At 72.6% G+C, this 16,576-nt stretch carries 18 protein-coding genes; 4 read left to right on the forward strand and 14 right to left on the reverse strand.

Annotated features, from left to right (window positions below; genetic code table 11):
* Positions 1-37: 37 nt before the first annotated feature.
* Complete coding sequence (locus tag G3A44_RS16615; RefSeq protein ID WP_163458869.1) at positions 38-856, reverse strand: hypothetical protein; 819 nt, start codon at positions 854-856, stop codon at positions 38-40.
* Between the two features lie 201 nt (positions 857-1,057).
* Here G3A44_RS16615 and G3A44_RS16620 point away from each other — a divergent pair, with 201 nt between their 5' ends.
* On the forward strand, positions 1,058-1,585 hold the full coding sequence (locus G3A44_RS16620; RefSeq protein ID WP_163458870.1) for a thiosulfate oxidation carrier protein SoxY: 528 nt from the start codon (positions 1,058-1,060) through the stop codon (positions 1,583-1,585).
* Between the two features lie 21 nt (positions 1,586-1,606).
* Positions 1,607-1,936 carry a thiosulfate oxidation carrier complex protein SoxZ gene (gene soxZ / locus G3A44_RS16625; protein ID WP_163458871.1) on the forward strand — a complete coding sequence of 110 codons (330 nt, stop codon included), beginning with the start codon at positions 1,607-1,609 and terminating at the stop codon, positions 1,934-1,936.
* Positions 1,937-1,979: 43 nt separating this feature from the next.
* Here soxZ and G3A44_RS16630 read toward each other — a convergent pair whose 3' ends face one another.
* Positions 1,980-2,897: a LysR family transcriptional regulator gene (locus G3A44_RS16630; protein WP_163458872.1), complete on the reverse strand. Its 918-nt coding sequence runs from the start codon at positions 2,895-2,897 to the stop codon at positions 1,980-1,982.
* A gap of 72 nt (positions 2,898-2,969) precedes the next feature.
* Between G3A44_RS16630 and G3A44_RS16635 the strand changes: the two genes are divergently transcribed.
* Positions 2,970-4,001, forward strand: coding sequence for a sodium-dependent bicarbonate transport family permease (locus G3A44_RS16635; protein ID WP_163458873.1), 1,032 nt, complete (start codon positions 2,970-2,972; stop codon positions 3,999-4,001).
* 16 nt (positions 4,002-4,017) lie between these two features.
* Here G3A44_RS16635 and G3A44_RS16640 read toward each other — a convergent pair whose 3' ends face one another.
* The 12 genes from G3A44_RS16640 to rpmH all read right to left on the reverse strand — a co-directional run bounded on the left by G3A44_RS16640 (position 4,018) and on the right by rpmH (position 15,771).
* Positions 4,018-4,707, reverse strand: coding sequence for a DsbA family oxidoreductase (locus tag G3A44_RS16640; protein ID WP_163458874.1), 690 nt, complete (start codon positions 4,705-4,707; stop codon positions 4,018-4,020).
* Positions 4,708-4,751: 44 nt separating this feature from the next.
* Entirely contained in the window at positions 4,752-6,032 is a 1,281-nt protein-coding gene (locus G3A44_RS16645) for an NAD(P)/FAD-dependent oxidoreductase (protein ID WP_163458875.1), read from the reverse strand.
* On the reverse strand, positions 6,029-6,397 hold the full coding sequence (locus G3A44_RS16650) for a c-type cytochrome (protein ID WP_163458876.1): 369 nt from the start codon (positions 6,395-6,397) through the stop codon (positions 6,029-6,031). The genes G3A44_RS16645 and G3A44_RS16650 overlap by 4 nt, the downstream gene beginning before the upstream one ends.
* A 22-nt stretch (positions 6,398-6,419) precedes the next feature.
* Positions 6,420-6,704, reverse strand: a complete 285-nt coding sequence (locus G3A44_RS16655) for a metal-sensing transcriptional repressor (protein WP_163458877.1) — start codon at positions 6,702-6,704, stop codon at positions 6,420-6,422.
* Between the two features lie 118 nt (positions 6,705-6,822).
* Positions 6,823-7,050 (reverse strand): YgaP family membrane protein, encoded by a 228-nt coding sequence (locus G3A44_RS16660; RefSeq protein WP_163458878.1) that lies wholly within the window; start codon positions 7,048-7,050, stop codon positions 6,823-6,825.
* 48 nt (positions 7,051-7,098) lie between these two features.
* A complete protein-coding gene (locus G3A44_RS16665) occupies positions 7,099-10,395 on the reverse strand; it encodes an efflux RND transporter permease subunit (protein ID WP_163458879.1) in 3,297 nt (1,098 codons plus the stop codon).
* Between the two features lie 30 nt (positions 10,396-10,425).
* Positions 10,426-11,574: an efflux RND transporter periplasmic adaptor subunit gene (locus G3A44_RS16670; RefSeq protein ID WP_239061927.1), complete on the reverse strand. Its 1,149-nt coding sequence runs from the start codon at positions 11,572-11,574 to the stop codon at positions 10,426-10,428.
* 94 nt (positions 11,575-11,668) lie between these two features.
* The gene (locus tag G3A44_RS16675) at positions 11,669-12,826 is read right to left on the reverse strand and encodes an ABC transporter substrate-binding protein (RefSeq protein ID WP_163458881.1); all 1,158 of its coding nucleotides are present in this window, start codon (positions 12,824-12,826) and stop codon (positions 11,669-11,671) included.
* Positions 12,827-13,104: 278 nt separating this feature from the next.
* Positions 13,105-14,745, reverse strand: coding sequence for a membrane protein insertase YidC (yidC, locus tag G3A44_RS16680; RefSeq protein WP_163458882.1), 1,641 nt, complete (start codon positions 14,743-14,745; stop codon positions 13,105-13,107).
* Positions 14,742-15,029 carry a membrane protein insertion efficiency factor YidD gene (gene yidD / locus G3A44_RS16685; RefSeq protein ID WP_163458888.1) on the reverse strand — a complete coding sequence of 96 codons (288 nt, stop codon included), beginning with the start codon at positions 15,027-15,029 and terminating at the stop codon, positions 14,742-14,744. Before yidD ends, yidC begins: the two co-directional genes overlap by 4 nt.
* A 17-nt stretch (positions 15,030-15,046) precedes the next feature.
* Positions 15,047-15,619 carry a ribonuclease P protein component gene (locus G3A44_RS16690; RefSeq protein WP_163458883.1) on the reverse strand — a complete coding sequence of 191 codons (573 nt, stop codon included), beginning with the start codon at positions 15,617-15,619 and terminating at the stop codon, positions 15,047-15,049.
* Positions 15,620-15,633: 14 nt separating this feature from the next.
* Positions 15,634-15,771: a 50S ribosomal protein L34 gene (gene rpmH, locus G3A44_RS16695; RefSeq protein ID WP_163458884.1), complete on the reverse strand. Its 138-nt coding sequence runs from the start codon at positions 15,769-15,771 to the stop codon at positions 15,634-15,636.
* A 383-nt stretch (positions 15,772-16,154) separates the two neighbouring features.
* Here rpmH and G3A44_RS16700 point away from each other — a divergent pair.
* Positions 16,155-16,576 (forward strand): DnaA N-terminal domain-containing protein (locus tag G3A44_RS16700; RefSeq protein ID WP_310734399.1); only part of this gene is annotated, 422 nt, incomplete at its 3' end.

Below are 16,576 nucleotides of genomic sequence, written 5' to 3' on the forward strand. Positions count from 1 at the left end.
ACCGGTCGGGTCAGGACCCTGCGCACGCGGGGAGGCGTCAGCGCGCGGGCACCTCATCCAGCCCCAGGCCAAAGGCAATGTAAGCCTTGACGAAGGGCGCCTTGAGGGCGGCGGCAGCCTGGCGCAGCGCCGGCTCCGGCACCTCGGCGGCCGGCCGGTCCAGCGCCTGCGACAAGGCGGTGAAGGCGTCGCTCTCCTCCTGCACGCCCTGGCGCCATTGGGTCAGCCGCGCCGGACTCAGGCCCCAGAGGGTGGGCTCTGGCGGCTGCTGCAGCAACGCTTGCCAAAGCGCCCGCGCGGTGGTGAAGGCGGTGCGCAGCACGGCGCGGTCCAGCGGCGCCGGATTCGCCGCCTGCGCGGTGATCGCTTCCATGGCGCCATGGAAGGCGGTGTAGTCGTCCAGCAGGTAAGCCTCGCCGCGCGCCAGCCGGGCCTGGGCCAGGGTGTCGCGCACGCCCTCCAGCGCTTCGTGGCTGTGCGGCCAGTCGCCCCGTGCCGCGTCCTGCACGGCCTGCTGCAGATGGCCTTCCACCCTGCGCAAAGCGGCGACCCAGCCGCCATCGGCCGGCCGCCAGGCCAGCAGGGTTGGGCGCAAAGCCGGCCACTGCGCCTGCAGGCGGGCCAGCGCACGGCCGGCGCGCTGCGCGGCCTCGGGCGAACGCCCTCCACTGCCCGTGTGGAACAGGGCGGGGATGTAGACCTGGTCCAGCGCCAGCCAGGGCGGGGCCGGGGCGGTGGCACCTGCGCGCGCCGGGCGCCACGCGGCCGGCAGCCCAGCGGTGGCAGCCAGCACCAGCAGGCCGCGGCGGTTCAAAACCAGGACGGGGGCCGATGCGGCCCCAGGGCGACGGGACATGGTGGACCTCCAGAAGTCTGGTCCCATCTTATACCCATAAGGGTATATTAAAACTGACACGCCCAAGGCGGCTTGGGGCCCGCCCGCTGGTGCCAGCGGGCTGTTGCGACAAGAATCAGCGCCGGTCGGGCGTTGCGCCTGCCCTCTCGTACACGCCCCTGCGGCCGGGCGCCCTGCACTCGGCCCCTCCCTGGAACACCCATGCACACCCGACGCGAGGCCCTGGCCCACACGGCCGCCCTCACGGCCCTGCTGGCCGGCACCGGCCTGTGGCCCGCGGCCGCCCAGCCGGCGCCGCCGCGGCCGGCCTCGGCGTCCGCCCCACCCGGCTCACCCTTGCCCGCCTGGCCGGCCGCTGCCTTTGCGGCCCGCCCCGTGGCGGCGGTCTACCCTGCCCTGGGCCTGCCCGTGCCCGAGCCCAGCGCGCTCGTCAGCCTGCGGGTGCCCGCCTTGGCTGAGGACGGCACGTCCGTGGCGGTGTCGGTCTCGGTGGCCGTGCCAGCGGGGGCGCCGGGCGTGCAACGCCTGCTGGTGCTGGTGGCGCACAACCCGGTGCCGCTGGCGGCGGTGTTTGAGGTGGGCGACGCGGTGGCGCCACAGGTGGCCCTGCGGGTGAAGATGGCGCAGGACACCGCGGTGTACGCCGTGGCGGTGCTGGCAGACGGCCGCGCCCTCTACGCCCGCCAAGAGGTCACCGTGGCCCTGGGTGGCTGCGGCCAGACCGTTTGAATCCCCGCCCGTCAGCCCACCATGTCAGAAGCCGACACCCCTGCCGTGCTGGTCCGCGCCCAATGGAGCGCCACGGCCAATGCCACCACCGTGCGCGTGCTGATGCGCCATGCCATGGAGAACGGTCTGCGCCGTGACGCCGCCGGGGCGCCGGTGCCCGCCTGGTTCATCCAGGAGGTGCGCGCCACGCTGAACGGGCAGGAGGTGCTGCGCGCGCACTGGGGCCCCTCGGTGGCCCGTCACCCCTTCTTGCAGTTCAGCCTGCTGGCGGCTCGGCCGGGCGACCGGGTGCAGGTGGCCTGGACCGACAACCGTGGCGCCACCGGCCTGGGTGGGGCCACGGTGGCCTGAGGCCCTTCAGGCTTGCAGGTCCACCGCGCCACCGCTCGCCCCTTCAGCCGCCGGCGGCCACCTCCGCCGCCACCCGTGCGGCCTGGCTCAGCAGGTGCTCGCGGAACACCCGCGCCGCCGGGCTGAGCGCCCGTCCCTGGCGGTGGACCACATGCCACTGGCCGGGCAATGGAAAGCCTGCCACCGGCAGCACCTGCACGCCATGCTCGCGGGCCCGGCCGTGCAGGGTGTGGGCCGAGAGCACCGACAGGCCCAGGCCGCCGGCCACCGCCTCCTTGATGGCCTCGTTGCTGCCCAGCTCCAGCCGCAGCTGGGGCCTGAACCCCACGGCACGGAAGTGGGCGTCAGCCGCCATGCGGGTGCCCGAGCCGCGCTCGCGCAGGATGAAGCGCTCGCCGGCCAGGTCCTCCAGCGCCAGCGCGGGGCGTCCGGCCAGGGCATGGTCGGCCGGGGCGATGAGCACCAGCGGGTTGGGCAGGAAAACCTCATCGTCCAGCGCCAGGTCGGGCGGTGGCATGGACATGATGGCCAGGTCATCGCGCTGCTCACGCAGGCGCTGCACCACGCCGTCGCGGTTGAGCACCTCCAGTCGGATGTCGATGTCAGGGTAGCGGGCGCAGAAGCCGCCCAGCAGCCGGGGCACGAAGTACTTGGCGGTGCTCACCACCGCCACGCGCAGGCGGCCGCTGGCCAGGCCCTTCCAGGCCGCCAGCTGCTGCTCCCAATCCACCCAGTCGTCGAGCATGCGGCGCGCGGTGGCCGCCAGGGCCTCGCCGGCCTCGGTCAGGCGCACCCGGCGGCCCACCAGGGTGTAGAGCGGCAGGCCGGCGGCCTGCTGCACCTCGCGCAGCTGCATGGAGGCGGTGGGCTGGGTGACGTGCAGGGCACGGGCGGCGCCACTGACGCTGCCCTGTTCGGCCAGGGCCAGGAAGAGGCGGAGCTGCCGGAAGCTGATGTTCATAGACTAAAGCCTATGTTGTGGTGCACAAGAATCGATTTTTCCTGAAGTGAAGTCCTCACTAGCATGCCGGGCATGTCTGCTTTGCTCGATCCCGCCGTGCTGTTTTTCGCCGTGGGCCTGGTGGCTGGCCTGCTGCGGTCAGACCTGGAAGTGCCCGCGCCGGTGGCCCGTTTCCTGTCGCTCTACCTGCTGATGGCGCTGGGCCTGAAGGGCGGCTTCGCGCTCTCGGCCCAGGGCCTGCCCGCCCAGGGGCTGGCGGCCATCGGCCTGGCCCTGCTGCTGGCCACGGGGGTGCCGCTGGCGGGCTGGTGGCTGCTGCGCCGGGTGGTGGCCCCGGCCGATGCGCTGGGGCTGGCGGCAGCCTACGGCTCGGTCAGCGCAGTGACCTTTGTGACCGCGCACCAGCAGCTGGAGCAGGCCGGCCTGGCGCCGGGCGGCTACATGACGGCGGCCATGGTGCTGATGGAAAGCCCGGCCCTGCTCATCGCCCTGATGCTGCGCCAGCGCCTGGCGGCCGCCAGCGCCTCCCCGACCCTGGCCTGGGCCGGGACGCCCCCGGGCGCGGGGGCGGGCGTGGCCACCCTGGCCGGCCCGCCGACCGGCGGTGGCGCCCCGTGGTGGCGCACCCTGCGCGAGGCCTGCACCCATGGCCCGCAATTGCTGCTGCTGGGGGCCTTGGCCATCGGGGTGGTCAGCGGCGCCACGGGGCAGGCGGTGATGAAGCCCTTCACCGGTGACCTGTTCAAGGGCCTCCTGGCGTTCTTCCTGCTGGACATGGGGGTGCAGGTGGCGCGGCAGCTGGCCACGGCGCGGCGGGCCTCCCCTTGGCTGCTGGCTTACGCGGTGCTGGGGCCGCTGGTGCACGCGGCGCTGGCGCTGGGCCTGGCCTGGCTGGCCGGCCTGGGCCCGGGCGACGGCGCCCTGCTGATGGTGCTGGCCGCCAGCGCCAGCTACATCGTGGTGCCGGCCGCCCTGCGCCAGGCCGTACCCGAGGCCAACCCGGCCCTCTACCTGGGCTTGCCGCTGGGGGTGACCTTCCCGCTCAACCTGCTGGCGGGCATCGGCCTGTACACCGCGGCGGCGCAGGCGGTGCTGCAGGCATAGCGCGGAGGGTGCGGGCTCAGGCCGGGTCGGTGGCTTCGAGGATCTGGCGCAACGCCTGCTCGAACACCTCGGGCGGCTGCCCGCCGGAGATGAGGTGGCGCTGGTTGATGACGATGGCCGGCACCGAGTGGATGCCGGCGCGCTGCCAGAACTGCAGGTGCTGTTGCACCGCCTCGGCGTGGCGTTCGGTGTCGGCCAGCACGGCCTCGGTCTCGGCGGCGTCCAGGCCGGCGGCGGTGGCCTCACGGCGCAGCACGTCGGGCGCGGCGGGGTTCTCGCCGTGGGTGAAGTAGGCGGCCAGCAGGCCGAGCTTCAGGCGCAGGGCCACGGCCTCATCCTGCAGCGCCGCGGCATGCAGCAGGCGGTGGGCGTCCAGGGTGTTCCAGGTGCGGCTGCGGCGGTCCATGCGGAAGTCGAAGCCGACGGTGGCCGCGCGGGCGCGGATCTGGGCCTGGTTCTGGGCCACCTGCTCCGGCGTCAGGCCGTATTTGCGGCTCAGGTGCTCGCCGATGTCCTCGCCCTCGGGGCCCATCTGCGGGTTGAGCTGGAAGGGTTGCAGCTGCAGTGTGACCGGACCCAGGGTGGGGCCCAGGCGCTCCAGGGCGATGAGCAGGCCGTGCAGGCCGATGGCGCACCAGGGGCAGACCACGTCGGAGACGAAGTCGATGTGCAGGGGCGCGACGGCGCCAGGGGTGGGAGTGGACATGTCGAGATTGTGGCCCCCGGCGCGGCGCGGTGCTGGCCCGGGGGTCAACCCAGGCTGTCGCGCCAGATGTTGCGGGCCCAGGCCTCGGCATGCCGGCCCTCCAGGGTGGAGGGTGCGTCCGACAGCCCCCCGGCGCCGGGCACCGGCAGGTAGGTGGCACGGCCGGTGTCGTAGGCATGCACGCTGGCCACATGGATAGCCTGCGCCTCGTCCACCTGGCTGAGACAGACGTTGGTGAGCAGGGGCTGGGGCTCGGGCGGCCGACCGGCCAGCGTCATGACAATGGCCGCGGCGGCCACCTTGGCCTGGGCGTTGGCCATGTGGCCGCTCTTGGGCATGCCGGGGGCGGCCTGCAGGGCGTCGCCCAGCACATGGATGTCGGGCGCCACGGTGGAGGCGAAGTCCAGGAAGCGCACCGGGCACCAGCGGTCGCCGGCGGTGGCCAGTCCGGTCTGCACCGCCAGGGCGCCGGCGCGCATGGGCGGCAGCACGTTGAGCACGTCGGCCCGCACCGGGGCCTGCACCTCCAGCCGCAGGGTGCCGGTGGCGGCGTCCACGCCCACGGCGCGGTGCTGGGGCAGGTATTCCACCCGGTCGCCGTACAGGTGCCGCCAGGCCTGGCGGAACAAGGCGGCCTTGGAGGTGAGGTCGGGGTTGGCGTCAAGTACCAGCACCTTGGCACGGGGCTTGTGGCGCTGCAGGTAGGCGGCCACCAGGCAGGCCCGCTCGTAGGGGCCGGGGGGGCAACGGTAGGGCGCTTCGGGGATGGCCAGGGCGAAGACACCGCCGTCGGGCATGGCCTGGAGCTGGCGGCGCAGGGCCAGGGTTTCGGGGCCGGCCTGCCAGGCGTGCAGCACCTGCCCGGCGTCATGGGCCTGGCGCAGCCCGTCGACCTCGTCCCAGAGGAAGTCGATGCCCGGCGCGAGGACCAGGCGGTCGTAGCGCAGTGTGGCGCCACCGGCCAGGGTGGCGGTGCGGGCCTGGGGGTCGATCCGGCCGACGCGGTCGCGCACCTGCTGCACGCCGTGGCGGGCCAGGCCGTCGTAGGCCACGGTCAGCTCGTCCAGCCCTTTCCAACCGGCCAGCACGAGGTTGGAGACCGGACAGGAGACGAAGGCGGGCCGGGGCTCGACCAGCACCACCTCCAGCCGGTGGTCAGAGAACAGGCGCAGGTACTTGGCGGCGGTGGCCCCGCCCAGCCCGCCGCCCACCACCACCACGCGGGCGCGGGCCAGCGGTGCGGTGGCGCAACCGGCCAGGGGCAGCAGGGGAGCGGCGGCCAGGCCCCGCAGCAGGCGGCGCCGGGGCTGGGCGGTGCCGCTCATGGCGCGGGCGGCCGCGTGGCCAGGTAGTGGGCGATGCGCTGCAACTGCTCGGGCGTGTAGCCGCGGGTGAGCTGGTGCATCACGGTGGCGGGGCGGCGCCCGTCACGGAAGGCCATGAGCTGGGCCAGCAGTTCGTGGGCCGGCCGCCCGGCCAGGGCGGGGAGGGAGGTGCCGGGCACGGCCTGGCCCTCGGTGCCGTGGCACTGGGCGCACTGGGCCGCCAGGGCCCGGGTGCCCAGTGCGTCCAGGTCCTGGGCGCGCAGGCCGCCGGCGGCGACCAGGAACGCCAACCCGAGGGCCGGCGACAGCCAGCGGCCACGCCCGGCGCCGCGGGCCGGGGGGTGGCGGCGGGCGGCGGCGCGCATGGCGGGCGTCGGCGGGGTGGGGTCAGCGCACCTTGCCCAGCAGGGTCTGGACTTCGCCCAGCACCTCGGTGAGCTGTTCGGCGCTCTCTGCACCCAGCCGGGCGCCCAGCTCCTGCTGCATGAAGCAGACGGTCATGCGCACATAGGTGCTGTCCAGCGCCTTGCGCACTGCGGCCATCTGGCTGGCGATGTCCAGACAGGGTTGCCCTTCCTCGATCATGCGCTGGATGCCGCGCAGCTGGCCTTCCGCCCGCTTGAGGCGGTTCAGCAGGTCGGTGCGGTTCTTCTCGTCGGTCAACTTCGCCATGGCACTGCACTCCGGACAGGAGTCGGGGAGGGGATCAAGGGCCGCCATTGTGAATGCATCCGGCGCGAGTGAGGGTTCGTGGGGCCACGAAGCTGACATGGGCCTGAAGACGCCGTGCTCAGCGCAGGCCGCAGGAGGCGGCGCCGTCACGCACGCCCAGGCGGCGCAGGATGAGGGCCAGCGGGCAGAAGTTGGTCAGGCCGAACTGCAGCAGGTTGGCGCCGACGAAGGCGGTGAAGGCCAGTGCCCAGGTGGACAGGAACAGCGGGCTGCCGGGCACGCCCAGGGCCAGGGAGACAAGGATGAAGGTGCCCGCGATCACGCGGATCCAGCGTTCGACGGTCATGGAAGGCTCCAGTCGTTCAGGGGTGACATCAAGGAGAGGCCGCGGCATTCAGGCCGCATGACGGTGGCGGTAGGCCACGAAGTACAGCAGCGGGATGACCACCAGCGTGAGCAGGGTGGAGACCAGGATGCCGAAGATCAGCGAAATGGCCAGGCCATTGAAGATGGGGTCGTCCAGGATGAACAGGGCCCCGGTCATGGCCGCCAGCGCGGTCAGCGCGATGGGTTGGGCGCGAACCTGGGCCGAGTGCGCCACGGCCTGCGCCAGTTCCACGCCCTGGGCCACCTGCAGCTCGATGAAGTCCACCAGCAGGATGGAGTTGCGCACGATGATGCCGGCCAGGGCGATCATGCCGATCATGCTGGTGGCGGTGAACTGCGCCCCCAGCAGGGCATGGCCGGGCATCACCCCGATGAGGGTCAGCGGGATGGGCGCCATGATGATCAGCGGGGTGAGGTAGCTGCGGAACTGCGCCACCACCAGCAGGTAGATCAGGATGAGGCCCACGCCGTAGGCGGCGCCCATGTCGCGGAAGGTCTCGTAGGTGATCTGCCACTCGCCGTCCCACTTGAGGGCGTACTGGCGGTAGGGGTCGTCAGGCGGGCGGATCCAGAACTCGCCCAGGGCGCCGGTGCCCGGCAGGGCCGCCCCGGCCAGGCGGGGCCGGATGGCGAACAGACCATAGAGCGGCGAGTCCAGCGCGCCGGCCATGTCGCCGAAGACGTAGCTCACGCCCTGCAGGTCCTTGGTGTAGAGGGGCTTGTCGGTGACGCCGTACTCCACCCGCACCAGCTCCGACAGGGGCACGAGCTGGCCATTGGCCGCACGCAGGGGCAGCGCCAGCAGGGCGTCCAGGCCCACCTGCGCCTCGCGCGGCAGCTGCAGGCGCACCGGCACGGGGTACTTGCTCTGGCCGTCATGCAGCCAGGCCACGTCCATGCCGGAGAGCGCGCCCTGCACGGTCTGCGCCACGGTGGCCACCGGGATGCCCAGGCTCTCGGCGCGCTGGCGCTGCAGGCGCAGGAAGGCGCGCGGGGCATCCTCGCTGCCCGTCGCCACGGCGCCGGGGGAGGCCAGCGGCGCCCCCTGCAGGCTGGTGTCCAGGGCCACGATGTCGGGCGTGTCGGCAAAGGCCTGGGCCACGCGGGCGGCCAGTTGCTGGCGGCCGGCCTCGTCGGGGCCGTAGACCTCGGCCACCAGGGGGCTCATGACCGGCGGGCCGGGCGGCACCTCCACCACCTTCAGGCGGGCCCCGTGGGCCTGTGCGATCTTCTCCAGCGCCGGGCGCAGGCGCTGGGCGATGGCATGGCTCTGCTCGTGCCGGTGCTGCTTGTCCACCAAGGTGACCTGCAGGTCGCCCTGTTCGGCGTCGGCGCGCAGGTAGTACTGGCGCACCAGTCCGTTGAAGGTGATGGGGCTGGCGGTGCCGGCATACCCCTGCAGGTGCCGCACCTCGGGCTGCTGCGCCAGGTGCGCGCCCAGGGCCTGCAGCGCGGCGGCGGTGTCCTCCAGCGGGGTGCCGGGCGGCATGTCCACCACCACCTGGAACTCGCTCTTGTTGTCGAAGGGCAGCATCTTGAGCACCACCGCCTGCACCACCGCCAGGCCCATGGACAGCAGCAGCGCCGCGACGATGCCGCCCAGCAGCAGCCAGCGCTTGGCCGCGCTTTGCAGCAGCGGCCGCAGCAGGCCGGCAAACAGGCCGCCCAGGCGTGCGCCCAGGCCTTCCGGGACGCTGGCCGGCCCGGCCTCCCGGGTCAGGCCGTGGCCGTGCTTCATGAATTTGAGCGCCAGCCAGGGCGTGACGGTGAAGGCAATGGCCAGCGACAGCGCCATGCCCAGGCTGGCGTTGATGGGGATGGGCCCCATGTACGGCCCCATCAGGCCGGAGACAAACGCCATGGGGAGCAGGGCGGCGATGACGGTGAGGGTGGCCAGGATGGTGGGGCCGCCCACCTCGTCTACCGCCAGCGGGATGATCTCGCGCAGCGGGCGGTGGGGGTCCAGCGCCTGGTGGCGGTGGATGTTCTCGACCACCACGATGGCGTCGTCCACCAGGATGCCGATGGAGAAGATCAGCGCGAAGAGGCTGACCCGGTTGAGCGTGAAGCCCCAGGCCCAACTGGCGAACAGGGTGGCGGTGAGGGTGAGGATGACCGCCGCGCCGACGATGACCGCCTCGCGCCGGCCCAGGGCGATGCCCACCAGCAGGATGACCGAGGCGGTGGCAAAAGCCAGCTTCTGGATGAGCTTGTTGGCCTTCTCGGCCGCCGTCTCCCCATAGTCGCGGGTCACCGTGACCTCGACACCCTCGGGGATGACGGTGCCTTGCAGCGCGTCCAGCCGGGCACGGGCGGCCCGGGCCACGTCCACCGCGTTCTGGCCCGGCTTCTTGGTCAGGGTCAGGGTGACGGCCGGATGCACCTGCCCGACCGGCGCCTGGACACCGGCGTCGGCCGCGCCGGGGGTGTACCAGACCAGGCGACGGGGCTGGGCGGCGCCGGCCTGGACCTGGGCCACCTCGCGCAGGTACACCGGCCGGCCGGCGTGCACGCCGACCACCAGATCGGCCACGTCCTCGGCACTGCGCAGGAACTCGCCTGTCTCCACGGTCAGCAGCCGCGCGCTGCCAGGCTGTGCCACCGTGCCCGCCGGCAGGGCGCCCTGGGCCGCGCCCAGGGTCTGGGCCAGACGGGCCACGTCCACGCCGCGCTCACGCAGGCGGGCCGCATCCAGCAGCACCTGCACCGCCTGGCCCGGACCGCCCAAGGTCTGCACCTCGCGACTGCCCGGCACGCGCTTGAGCTCGGCCTCCACCGCATGCGCCACCGCCTCCAGCTCGGCCCCGGGCCGGCCGTCACGGGCCCACAGGGTCACGCCCATCACCGGCACATCGTCAATGCCCTTGGGCTTGACGATGGGCGGCAGGGTGCCCAGGCCGGCGGGCAGCCAGTCCTGGTTGGCATTGAGCACGTCATAGAGGCGGACCAGCGCCTCGGTACGCGGCACGCCGACCTGGAACTGCACCGTCAGCACCGCCATGCCGGGCCGGGCCACGGAGTAGGTGTGCTCCACGCCCGCGATCTGGCTGAGCGCCTGCTCGGCCGGACGGGCCACCATGTTCTGCACATCCGCACTGCCGGCCCCCGGGAAGGGGATCAGCACGTTGGCCATGGTGACGTTGATCTGCGGCTCCTCCTCGCGCGGCGTGACCAGCACGGCGAACAGGCCCAGCAACAGGGCCACCAGGGCCAGCAGCGGCGTGATCGCATTGGCCTGGAAGGCGGCGGCCAACCGGCCGGACACGCCCAGGGGGGCGGCGGGGGTCTGGGGGGTGGGGGACATGGCGGCGGGCTCTGGGAGACGGGGCGGGGCTCAGCGGGCGGGTCGGGCGTGGGCCAGGCCGGCGCGCACGGCCTCAGCGGCCACCGCCTCACCGGCGCGCAGGCCGGCCAGCACCGGCAGTCGGCCCCCGGCATCGGCGGCACCCAGCCGCACGGCACGCAGCACAAAGCGCTCGTCCTGCGCCACGTAGACCGCGGTGAGCTCGCCACGGCGCAGCACGGCGGCCGGCGGCAGGGTCAGTGCCGGGGCCGTGGCAATGGTCGGGACATTGGCGGAGGCCGCACCGGCCGCGGGCTGGGCGGGCACCTCAAAGCGCACCCGCAGCGCCTGGCCCGGGGCCAGCTCGCGGGCCACCTCGACCGGCAGGTCCAGGCGCCACTCCACCGTCTGGGCCACCGGGTCGGCCGTGGGCAAGCCCTGGCGCCGCAGCACGGCCACCCAGCGGCCATCGGGCAGCTGCACCTGGGCGCCAGAGGCGGCACGGGCCAGTGCCTGGCGGCTCTGGGGCACCTGTACCACCACCCGCAGGGCCCCAGGCTGGAACAGGGTGACCAGGGCGCGCCCCGGCGCCGCCAGGTCGCCCACGTCCACATGGGTGGCTTGCACCACGCCGGCAAAAGGCGCCGCGACGGTGGCAAAGCCCCGCGCCAGCCCGGCCTGGCTGCGGGCGGCCTGGGCCTGCTGCAGCCCGGCCTGGGCGGCCGCGGCCTGGGCCTCGGCCGCCTCCAGCGCGGCCGCGCTGACAAAGCCCTGCGCGCGCAGCTCGCGCTGGCGCTGCAGCTGCTGGCGCGCCAGGGTGGCCTGGGCCTGGGCTTCGACCACGCCAGCCTCGGCACGACCCAGGGCGGCGGCGGCATCGCGCTCGTCCAGGCGCAGCAGCGGCTGGCCGGCGGCCACCACATCCCCGGCCTTGACGGCCAAAGCCTGCACGGTGCCCCCCAGCTGCGCCGCCACGGTGGCCTGGCGCACCGCCTGCACCTGCCCATCCAGGGACAGGCCGGCGGCTGCAGGGACCGGCTGCAGGGTCAGCACCGGCACCCGGGGCGCCTCAGGCGCCTGGGCCCGTGCCACCCCCGGGCCGACGGCCAGCAAGGGGGCCCCGCTCAGCAGGAGCCAGCCCGCCCAGGCGGCGGCAAGGACCGGGCGGAGGGGACGGCGCGGCAGGACAGCAGTGTTCATGCGGCGCATCGTACCGCATACCCCACCCCGTATCAACAGCGGGGGTTTGATCCCTGGCCGCGTCCCCGGCAGCGCCCGGCCGGAGCGCCGACGCTCAGGCCAGGCGGCGCCCGCCGGCCCCCAGCACCGCCAGCTCCACGAACCGGCTGGCCACATAGGGCGAGGCGCCGCCATAGCCCAGCACGAAGTCTCCCAGGTCCAGGCGCCGGATGCCGGCCAGGGCCTGGCGCAGGCGGTCGCGGTTGACATCCCGGCCGGCCCGGCGCAGCCCCTCAATGAGGAGCTGGGCATTGACCCAGCCCTCAAAGCTGCTGCTGCCGATGGCGGTCTGCCCCGCGTCCTTCATGGCCGCCTGGTACTGGCGCACCACGGCCAGGCGGGCCTTCTCAGGATCCGGGAAGACCTGGGTGAGCGCCAAGCCCTGGCTGGCTGCCCCCAGCCGCGCAAACTCAGAAGAGAAGACCGTGACCGACAGGCCCACCAGGGGCAGTCCCGCCTGCAGCTTGCGCAGGCCGGTGACCACCGGCGTGGTGGCGGCCCCGGCCGTGCCCAGCAGCACCGCCCCGGGACGGGCGGCCAACACCGCCTGCACCACGGCGTTGGCGTTGCCACCGTCCACCGCCAGGGCAAAGGCACCGGCCGAGCGGATGCCGCGGACCTCCAGGGCCGCCTCGGCATCGCGCTGCACCTCGCGGCCAAAGGGGTTGTCCAGGTAGACGATGGCGATGTCCTTGACGCCCACCGACACCAGTTGCTGGACCACCCGCTGGGTCTCGTCGCCATAGCTGGCCCGGACATGGAACACATGGCGCAGCTGGGCTTGGCGCAGCGAGTTGGCGCCGGTGATGGGCCCGACCAGTGGCACCCCCTGCTGCTCCACCAGCGGCAGCAGCCCGGCGTTGTTGGCCGTGCCCATGCACGAGACCAGGGCCAGCACACCGCCACCGGCCAGCATCTGGCGCACGTTCTCGACCGTGCGCGCGGGCTGGTAGCCGTCGTCGCGCACCTCCAGCCGCAGCTCGCGGCCATGCACGCCGCCCTGGGCGTTGACCGTGGCCAGCGCCGCCTGCAGGCCCGCCACATGCTCCTGCCCCGCGCTGCCCAACGGGCCGCTGAGGGCCAGCGAGCTGCCCAGGGTCAGGCTCTGGGCGGTGACGCCGTCTTCGGCCGCCTGGGCGGAGCGACCTCCGAGGGTCAGGGCAGCCCCGGCGGGCAGGCTGGCGGCGGCATGGAGGAAACGGCGGCGGTGCATGGCAAGACTCCTGGAGGTATAGCCCGGTCGGCGCCGGGTCTGGTCGGATCGGGAGTCTTGGGGCGAAGGCCGGCGGCACCTGTCGCCACCGCGACGCCGGCGCCGCCGGGCGGGGAAAGCGATCAGGCCGCCTGTCCAGACCGTGACAGGGCAGGCCCCGGGGCCGGGCGACCCGTCTCACCCCGAGTTGTCCACAGCCCCAAACGACAAGACCCGCCGAAGGCGGGTCTTGCGGGAGCCGGGCGCGCAGGGCGCGCCGGCGTGGAGCGCTGTGCGCGTCAGGTGACGCCCAGGCGCTTGTTGATCACATACTGCTGGGCGATGGACAGCAGGTTGTTCACCAGCCAGTAGAGCACCAGGCCCGACGGGAAGAAGAAGAACATGAAGCTGAACATCAGCGGCATGATCCACATCATCTTCTGCTGCATGGGATCGGGCGGGGCCGGGTTCAGCCAGACCTGCAGCAGGCTGGAGAGGGTCATCAGCACCGGCAGCACAAAGTACGGATCCTTGGCCGACAGGTCGGTGATCCAGCCCAGCCAGGGCGCGCCACGCATCTCCACCGACGCCAGCAGCACCCAGTACAGGGCGATGAAGAACGGCATCTGGATGAAGATCGGCAGGCAGCCACCCAGCGGGTTGACCTTCTCCTCACGGTAGATGCGCATCATCTCCGCCTGCATCTCCTGCGGCTTGTCCTTCAGGCGCTCGCGCAGTTCCATGATGCGCGGATTGACCGCCTTCATCTTGGCCATCGACTTGTAGGCGCTCGCGTTCAGCCAGTAGAAGGCGATCTTGAGCAGCACCACCAGGCCGATGATCGACCAACCCCAGTTGCCCAGCACCTGGTGCAGGTGGATCAGCACCCAGAACAGCGGCTTGGACAGCACCGTCAAGAAACCGTAGTCCTTGACCAGTTCCAAGCCCGGCGCCAGCGCAGCCAGCTTGTTCTCCTCCTGCGGGCCGACAAACAGGCGCGACTCATGCACCGCGCTGGCGCCAGGGGCCACATCGGCCAGACGCTGCACCATGGCCACGGTGTAGGCGCCGCCCACCTTTTGGGTGCGGAACTCGCGCTCCGCACCGGCCGGCAGCAGCCAGGCCGAGGCGTAGTAGTGCTGCACCATGGCCACCCAGCCATCGGTGGCCTTGGTCTGGTGCTTGGGCGTGTCCTGCGGGCCGCGCTTGTCGATGTCCGAGAACTCCACCTTCTCGAACTTCTTCTCCGGCGTGTAGACCGCCGGGCCGGTGAAGGTCGAATAGAACGAGGACTCCCCCGGAGGCGGCGTGCCGTCGCGCAGCAACTGCACGTACAGCTGGGGCTGCAGCGGAGCGGTGCCGACGTTGACCAGCTCATGGCGCACACCCACCACATACTCGCCGCGGCGGAAGGTGTAGGTCTTGACCATCTTGGCGCCGCCGACCACGTCGGACTCATAGCGCACGGAGATCTCGTCCTTGCCCTCGGCCAGGGCGGCCTCGCCGGCCACCCGGCGCAGCGTGGTGAAGTGCGTGGGCAGGGCCGCCGCACCGGCGGCCGGGATGAAGCCGGACTGCGCGCGGTACAGCCGCTTGCCGTCGTCGTCCATCAACACCACGTTGCGCGTGGCGTCCTGGCTGTCCACATGGTGCAGCAGCTCGGCGCGCATCAGGTCGCCGCCGCGGCTGTCCAGGGTGACCTTGAGCACGTCGGTGGTGACGGTGAACTTCTCGCTGGGCGCGGGCGCGGCCGCGCCCGGCAGGGCGGCGGCGCTGCCCGAAGCCGCCGGCACGCCGCCGGCCGAGGCAGCGGCGGAAGCCGCCGGCGTCGGCGCCGAGAACATGCCCGGCTGGCCGTTGTGCCGGCTCCAGGCATCCCACAGCAGGACGAGCGACATCGTGAACACCACCCACAACAGGGTGCGACGCATATCGTTCATGACTTGGACCTTGATGAATGAGACAGGGGGTCGCGGGGACCCGTCCAGCGGGTGAAACACCCTGGCGCCTGCGCCGGCACCGGATCGCAGCCGCCTTCGCACCAGGGGTGGCAGCGGCCCAGCCGCCGCAGGGTCAGGTAGCTGCCCGCCGCCGCGCCGTGGCGCTCCAGCGCCTCCAGCGCATAGCGCGAGCAGGTGGGTTCAAAGCGGCAGGCGCTGCCCAGCCAGGGGCTCAGCAGCAGCCGGTAGCCCTTGACCAGGCCGATGAGGGCCCGCCGGGGCAGGTCCCGCAGGGCGAGGCTCATGCCGCGCCCCCGGGGCCGGAAGCAGCAGGCGTGCGGCCACCCGGGGCCGGTGCCGCCCGCGGGCCGCGGCGCGGTGTGTACGGACGCGCCGGCGCACCCGAGCGCACCACGCGCTCCGCGCGTGCCAGCAGCTCGAGCATCTCCTGACGCAGCAGTTCGCCCAGCGCCTCGGAGCGGGCGCTGACAAAACGCTGCCGATCGATGCCCGCCTTCAGGCGCAGCACCCACAGTCCGGCGGGCAGGCGCGGGGCCGCCGCGCGGAAGATGGCGCGCGCCTGGCGCTTGACCAGGTTGCGGGTGACCGCCCGTTTGGCATGCCGCTTGGGCACCACCAAACCCAGCTTGACCGCGGAGTCATCCACAGGCACCAGCTCGATCAGCTCGGACACTGTGGACAACTCACCCCCAGCCCCCTCGGGCTGCGGGCCGCGGGCGGCCCCCCCAGACGACAAATGCCCTTCAGCAACCCCGGGCAGGAGATGGTGAAGGGCAAAGTGATCGCTGCGTGAACGCTGAACCGTGGCCAGCACACGCTCGAAGTCGGCCGGACGGACGATGCGGCCGATCATGGGCCGACCTGGCTTCAGACCTGGGTCAGCTTCTTGCGGCCCTTGGCGCGGCGGGAGTTGACGACCGCGCGACCGCCGCGGGTCTTCATGCGGACCAGGAAACCGTGCGTGCGGGCGCGGCGGACCTTGGAGGGCTGGTAAGTACGCTTCATGGCTTGCTACCTTGTGTGCAATTGTTCGCAGGAGATGGCTGACAAACCCTTGACAGAAGATCCGTCAGCCACACGGGTCTGGTTCAGCGCAGGACGCTGACCCCCTTGTACCGGTCCGATCACCCGCAGGTTGTCGTGTGTGCATGACCACGCGGGCACCGGGCCCGGCCGGTCACGCGGCCCCAAGCGCCAGACCGCGCACAGACCCTAAAAAGGTCTGACGGCCTTCCGCGACTCGGAAAACCCACTATTAGAACAAATCCACAGGCCGCGGTCAAACCAGCCGCAATCTTGCGCCACCCGCCCCAAGCGCCTGACAGCCCTCCGAATGTGTGGATAACCACCTAGCCAGGGACATCGAAATGCGTAGAATGCGGCCGCTCATGACCGACTTGTCCACAATGAGCTTCGATCTTTGGCAGCTGGGCCGCGAGCGACTGGCCGCCGAACTGCCCGAGCAGCAGTTCGCCACCTGGATCCATCCGCTCCCCCCCGCAGAGGTCAGCGAGGATGGCGAGGAGGGCCTGGTGGTCACCCTCCGCGCCCCCAACCGTTTCAAGCTGGACTGGCTGCGCAGCCAGTACAGCCGCCGCATCGCCGACATGCTGGGCGACCTGGCCGGTTGCCCCGTGCGCCTGGAACTGGGCCTGGTGGGCCAGCCCACCCGCGCCGCCGCCGTGGCCGCGCCGGCCGCTGCCCGTGCTGCCCTGCCCCATGAACGTCCCCCTACCCACCATCCGACGGTCCTGTCTGCGCCGCCCTTCTTGGGCCCTGATGCTGAGCCTGCCGCTGATCTTGGCGGCCT

Origin of the sequence: Ideonella livida (assembly GCF_010499455.1) — a bacterium.
Lineage (GTDB): Bacteria > Pseudomonadota > Gammaproteobacteria > Burkholderiales > Burkholderiaceae_C > Ideonella > Ideonella livida.

Bases quoted from the DNA above. Each gene is read 5' to 3' on its own strand.
- G3A44_RS16615 (WP_163458869.1), bottom strand. From the start codon at position 856: ATGTCCCGTCGCCCTGGGGCCGCATCGGCCCCCGTCCTGGTTTTGAAC.
- G3A44_RS16620 (WP_163458870.1), top strand. From the start codon at position 1,058: ATGCACACCCGACGCGAGGCCCTGGCCCACACGGCCGCCCTCACGGCC.
- soxZ (WP_163458871.1), top strand. From the start codon at position 1,607: ATGTCAGAAGCCGACACCCCTGCCGTGCTGGTCCGCGCCCAATGGAGC.
- G3A44_RS16630 (WP_163458872.1), bottom strand. From the start codon at position 2,897: ATGAACATCAGCTTCCGGCAGCTCCGCCTCTTCCTGGCCCTGGCCGAA.
- G3A44_RS16635 (WP_163458873.1), top strand. From the start codon at position 2,970: ATGTCTGCTTTGCTCGATCCCGCCGTGCTGTTTTTCGCCGTGGGCCTG.
- G3A44_RS16640 (WP_163458874.1), bottom strand. From the start codon at position 4,707: ATGTCCACTCCCACCCCTGGCGCCGTCGCGCCCCTGCACATCGACTTC.
- G3A44_RS16645 (WP_163458875.1), bottom strand. From the start codon at position 6,032: ATGAGCGGCACCGCCCAGCCCCGGCGCCGCCTGCTGCGGGGCCTGGCC.
- G3A44_RS16650 (WP_163458876.1), bottom strand. From the start codon at position 6,397: ATGCGCGCCGCCGCCCGCCGCCACCCCCCGGCCCGCGGCGCCGGGCGT.
- G3A44_RS16655 (WP_163458877.1), bottom strand. From the start codon at position 6,704: ATGGCGAAGTTGACCGACGAGAAGAACCGCACCGACCTGCTGAACCGC.
- G3A44_RS16660 (WP_163458878.1), bottom strand. From the start codon at position 7,050: ATGACCGTCGAACGCTGGATCCGCGTGATCGCGGGCACCTTCATCCTT.
- G3A44_RS16665 (WP_163458879.1), bottom strand. From the start codon at position 10,395: ATGTCCCCCACCCCCCAGACCCCCGCCGCCCCCCTGGGCGTGTCCGGC.
- G3A44_RS16670 (WP_239061927.1), bottom strand. From the start codon at position 11,574: ATGAACACTGCTGTCCTGCCGCGCCGTCCCCTCCGCCCGGTCCTTGCC.
- G3A44_RS16675 (WP_163458881.1), bottom strand. From the start codon at position 12,826: ATGCACCGCCGCCGTTTCCTCCATGCCGCCGCCAGCCTGCCCGCCGGG.
- yidC (WP_163458882.1), bottom strand. From the start codon at position 14,745: ATGAACGATATGCGTCGCACCCTGTTGTGGGTGGTGTTCACGATGTCG.
- G3A44_RS16690 (WP_163458883.1), bottom strand. From the start codon at position 15,619: ATGATCGGCCGCATCGTCCGTCCGGCCGACTTCGAGCGTGTGCTGGCC.
- rpmH (WP_163458884.1), bottom strand. From the start codon at position 15,771: ATGAAGCGTACTTACCAGCCCTCCAAGGTCCGCCGCGCCCGCACGCAC.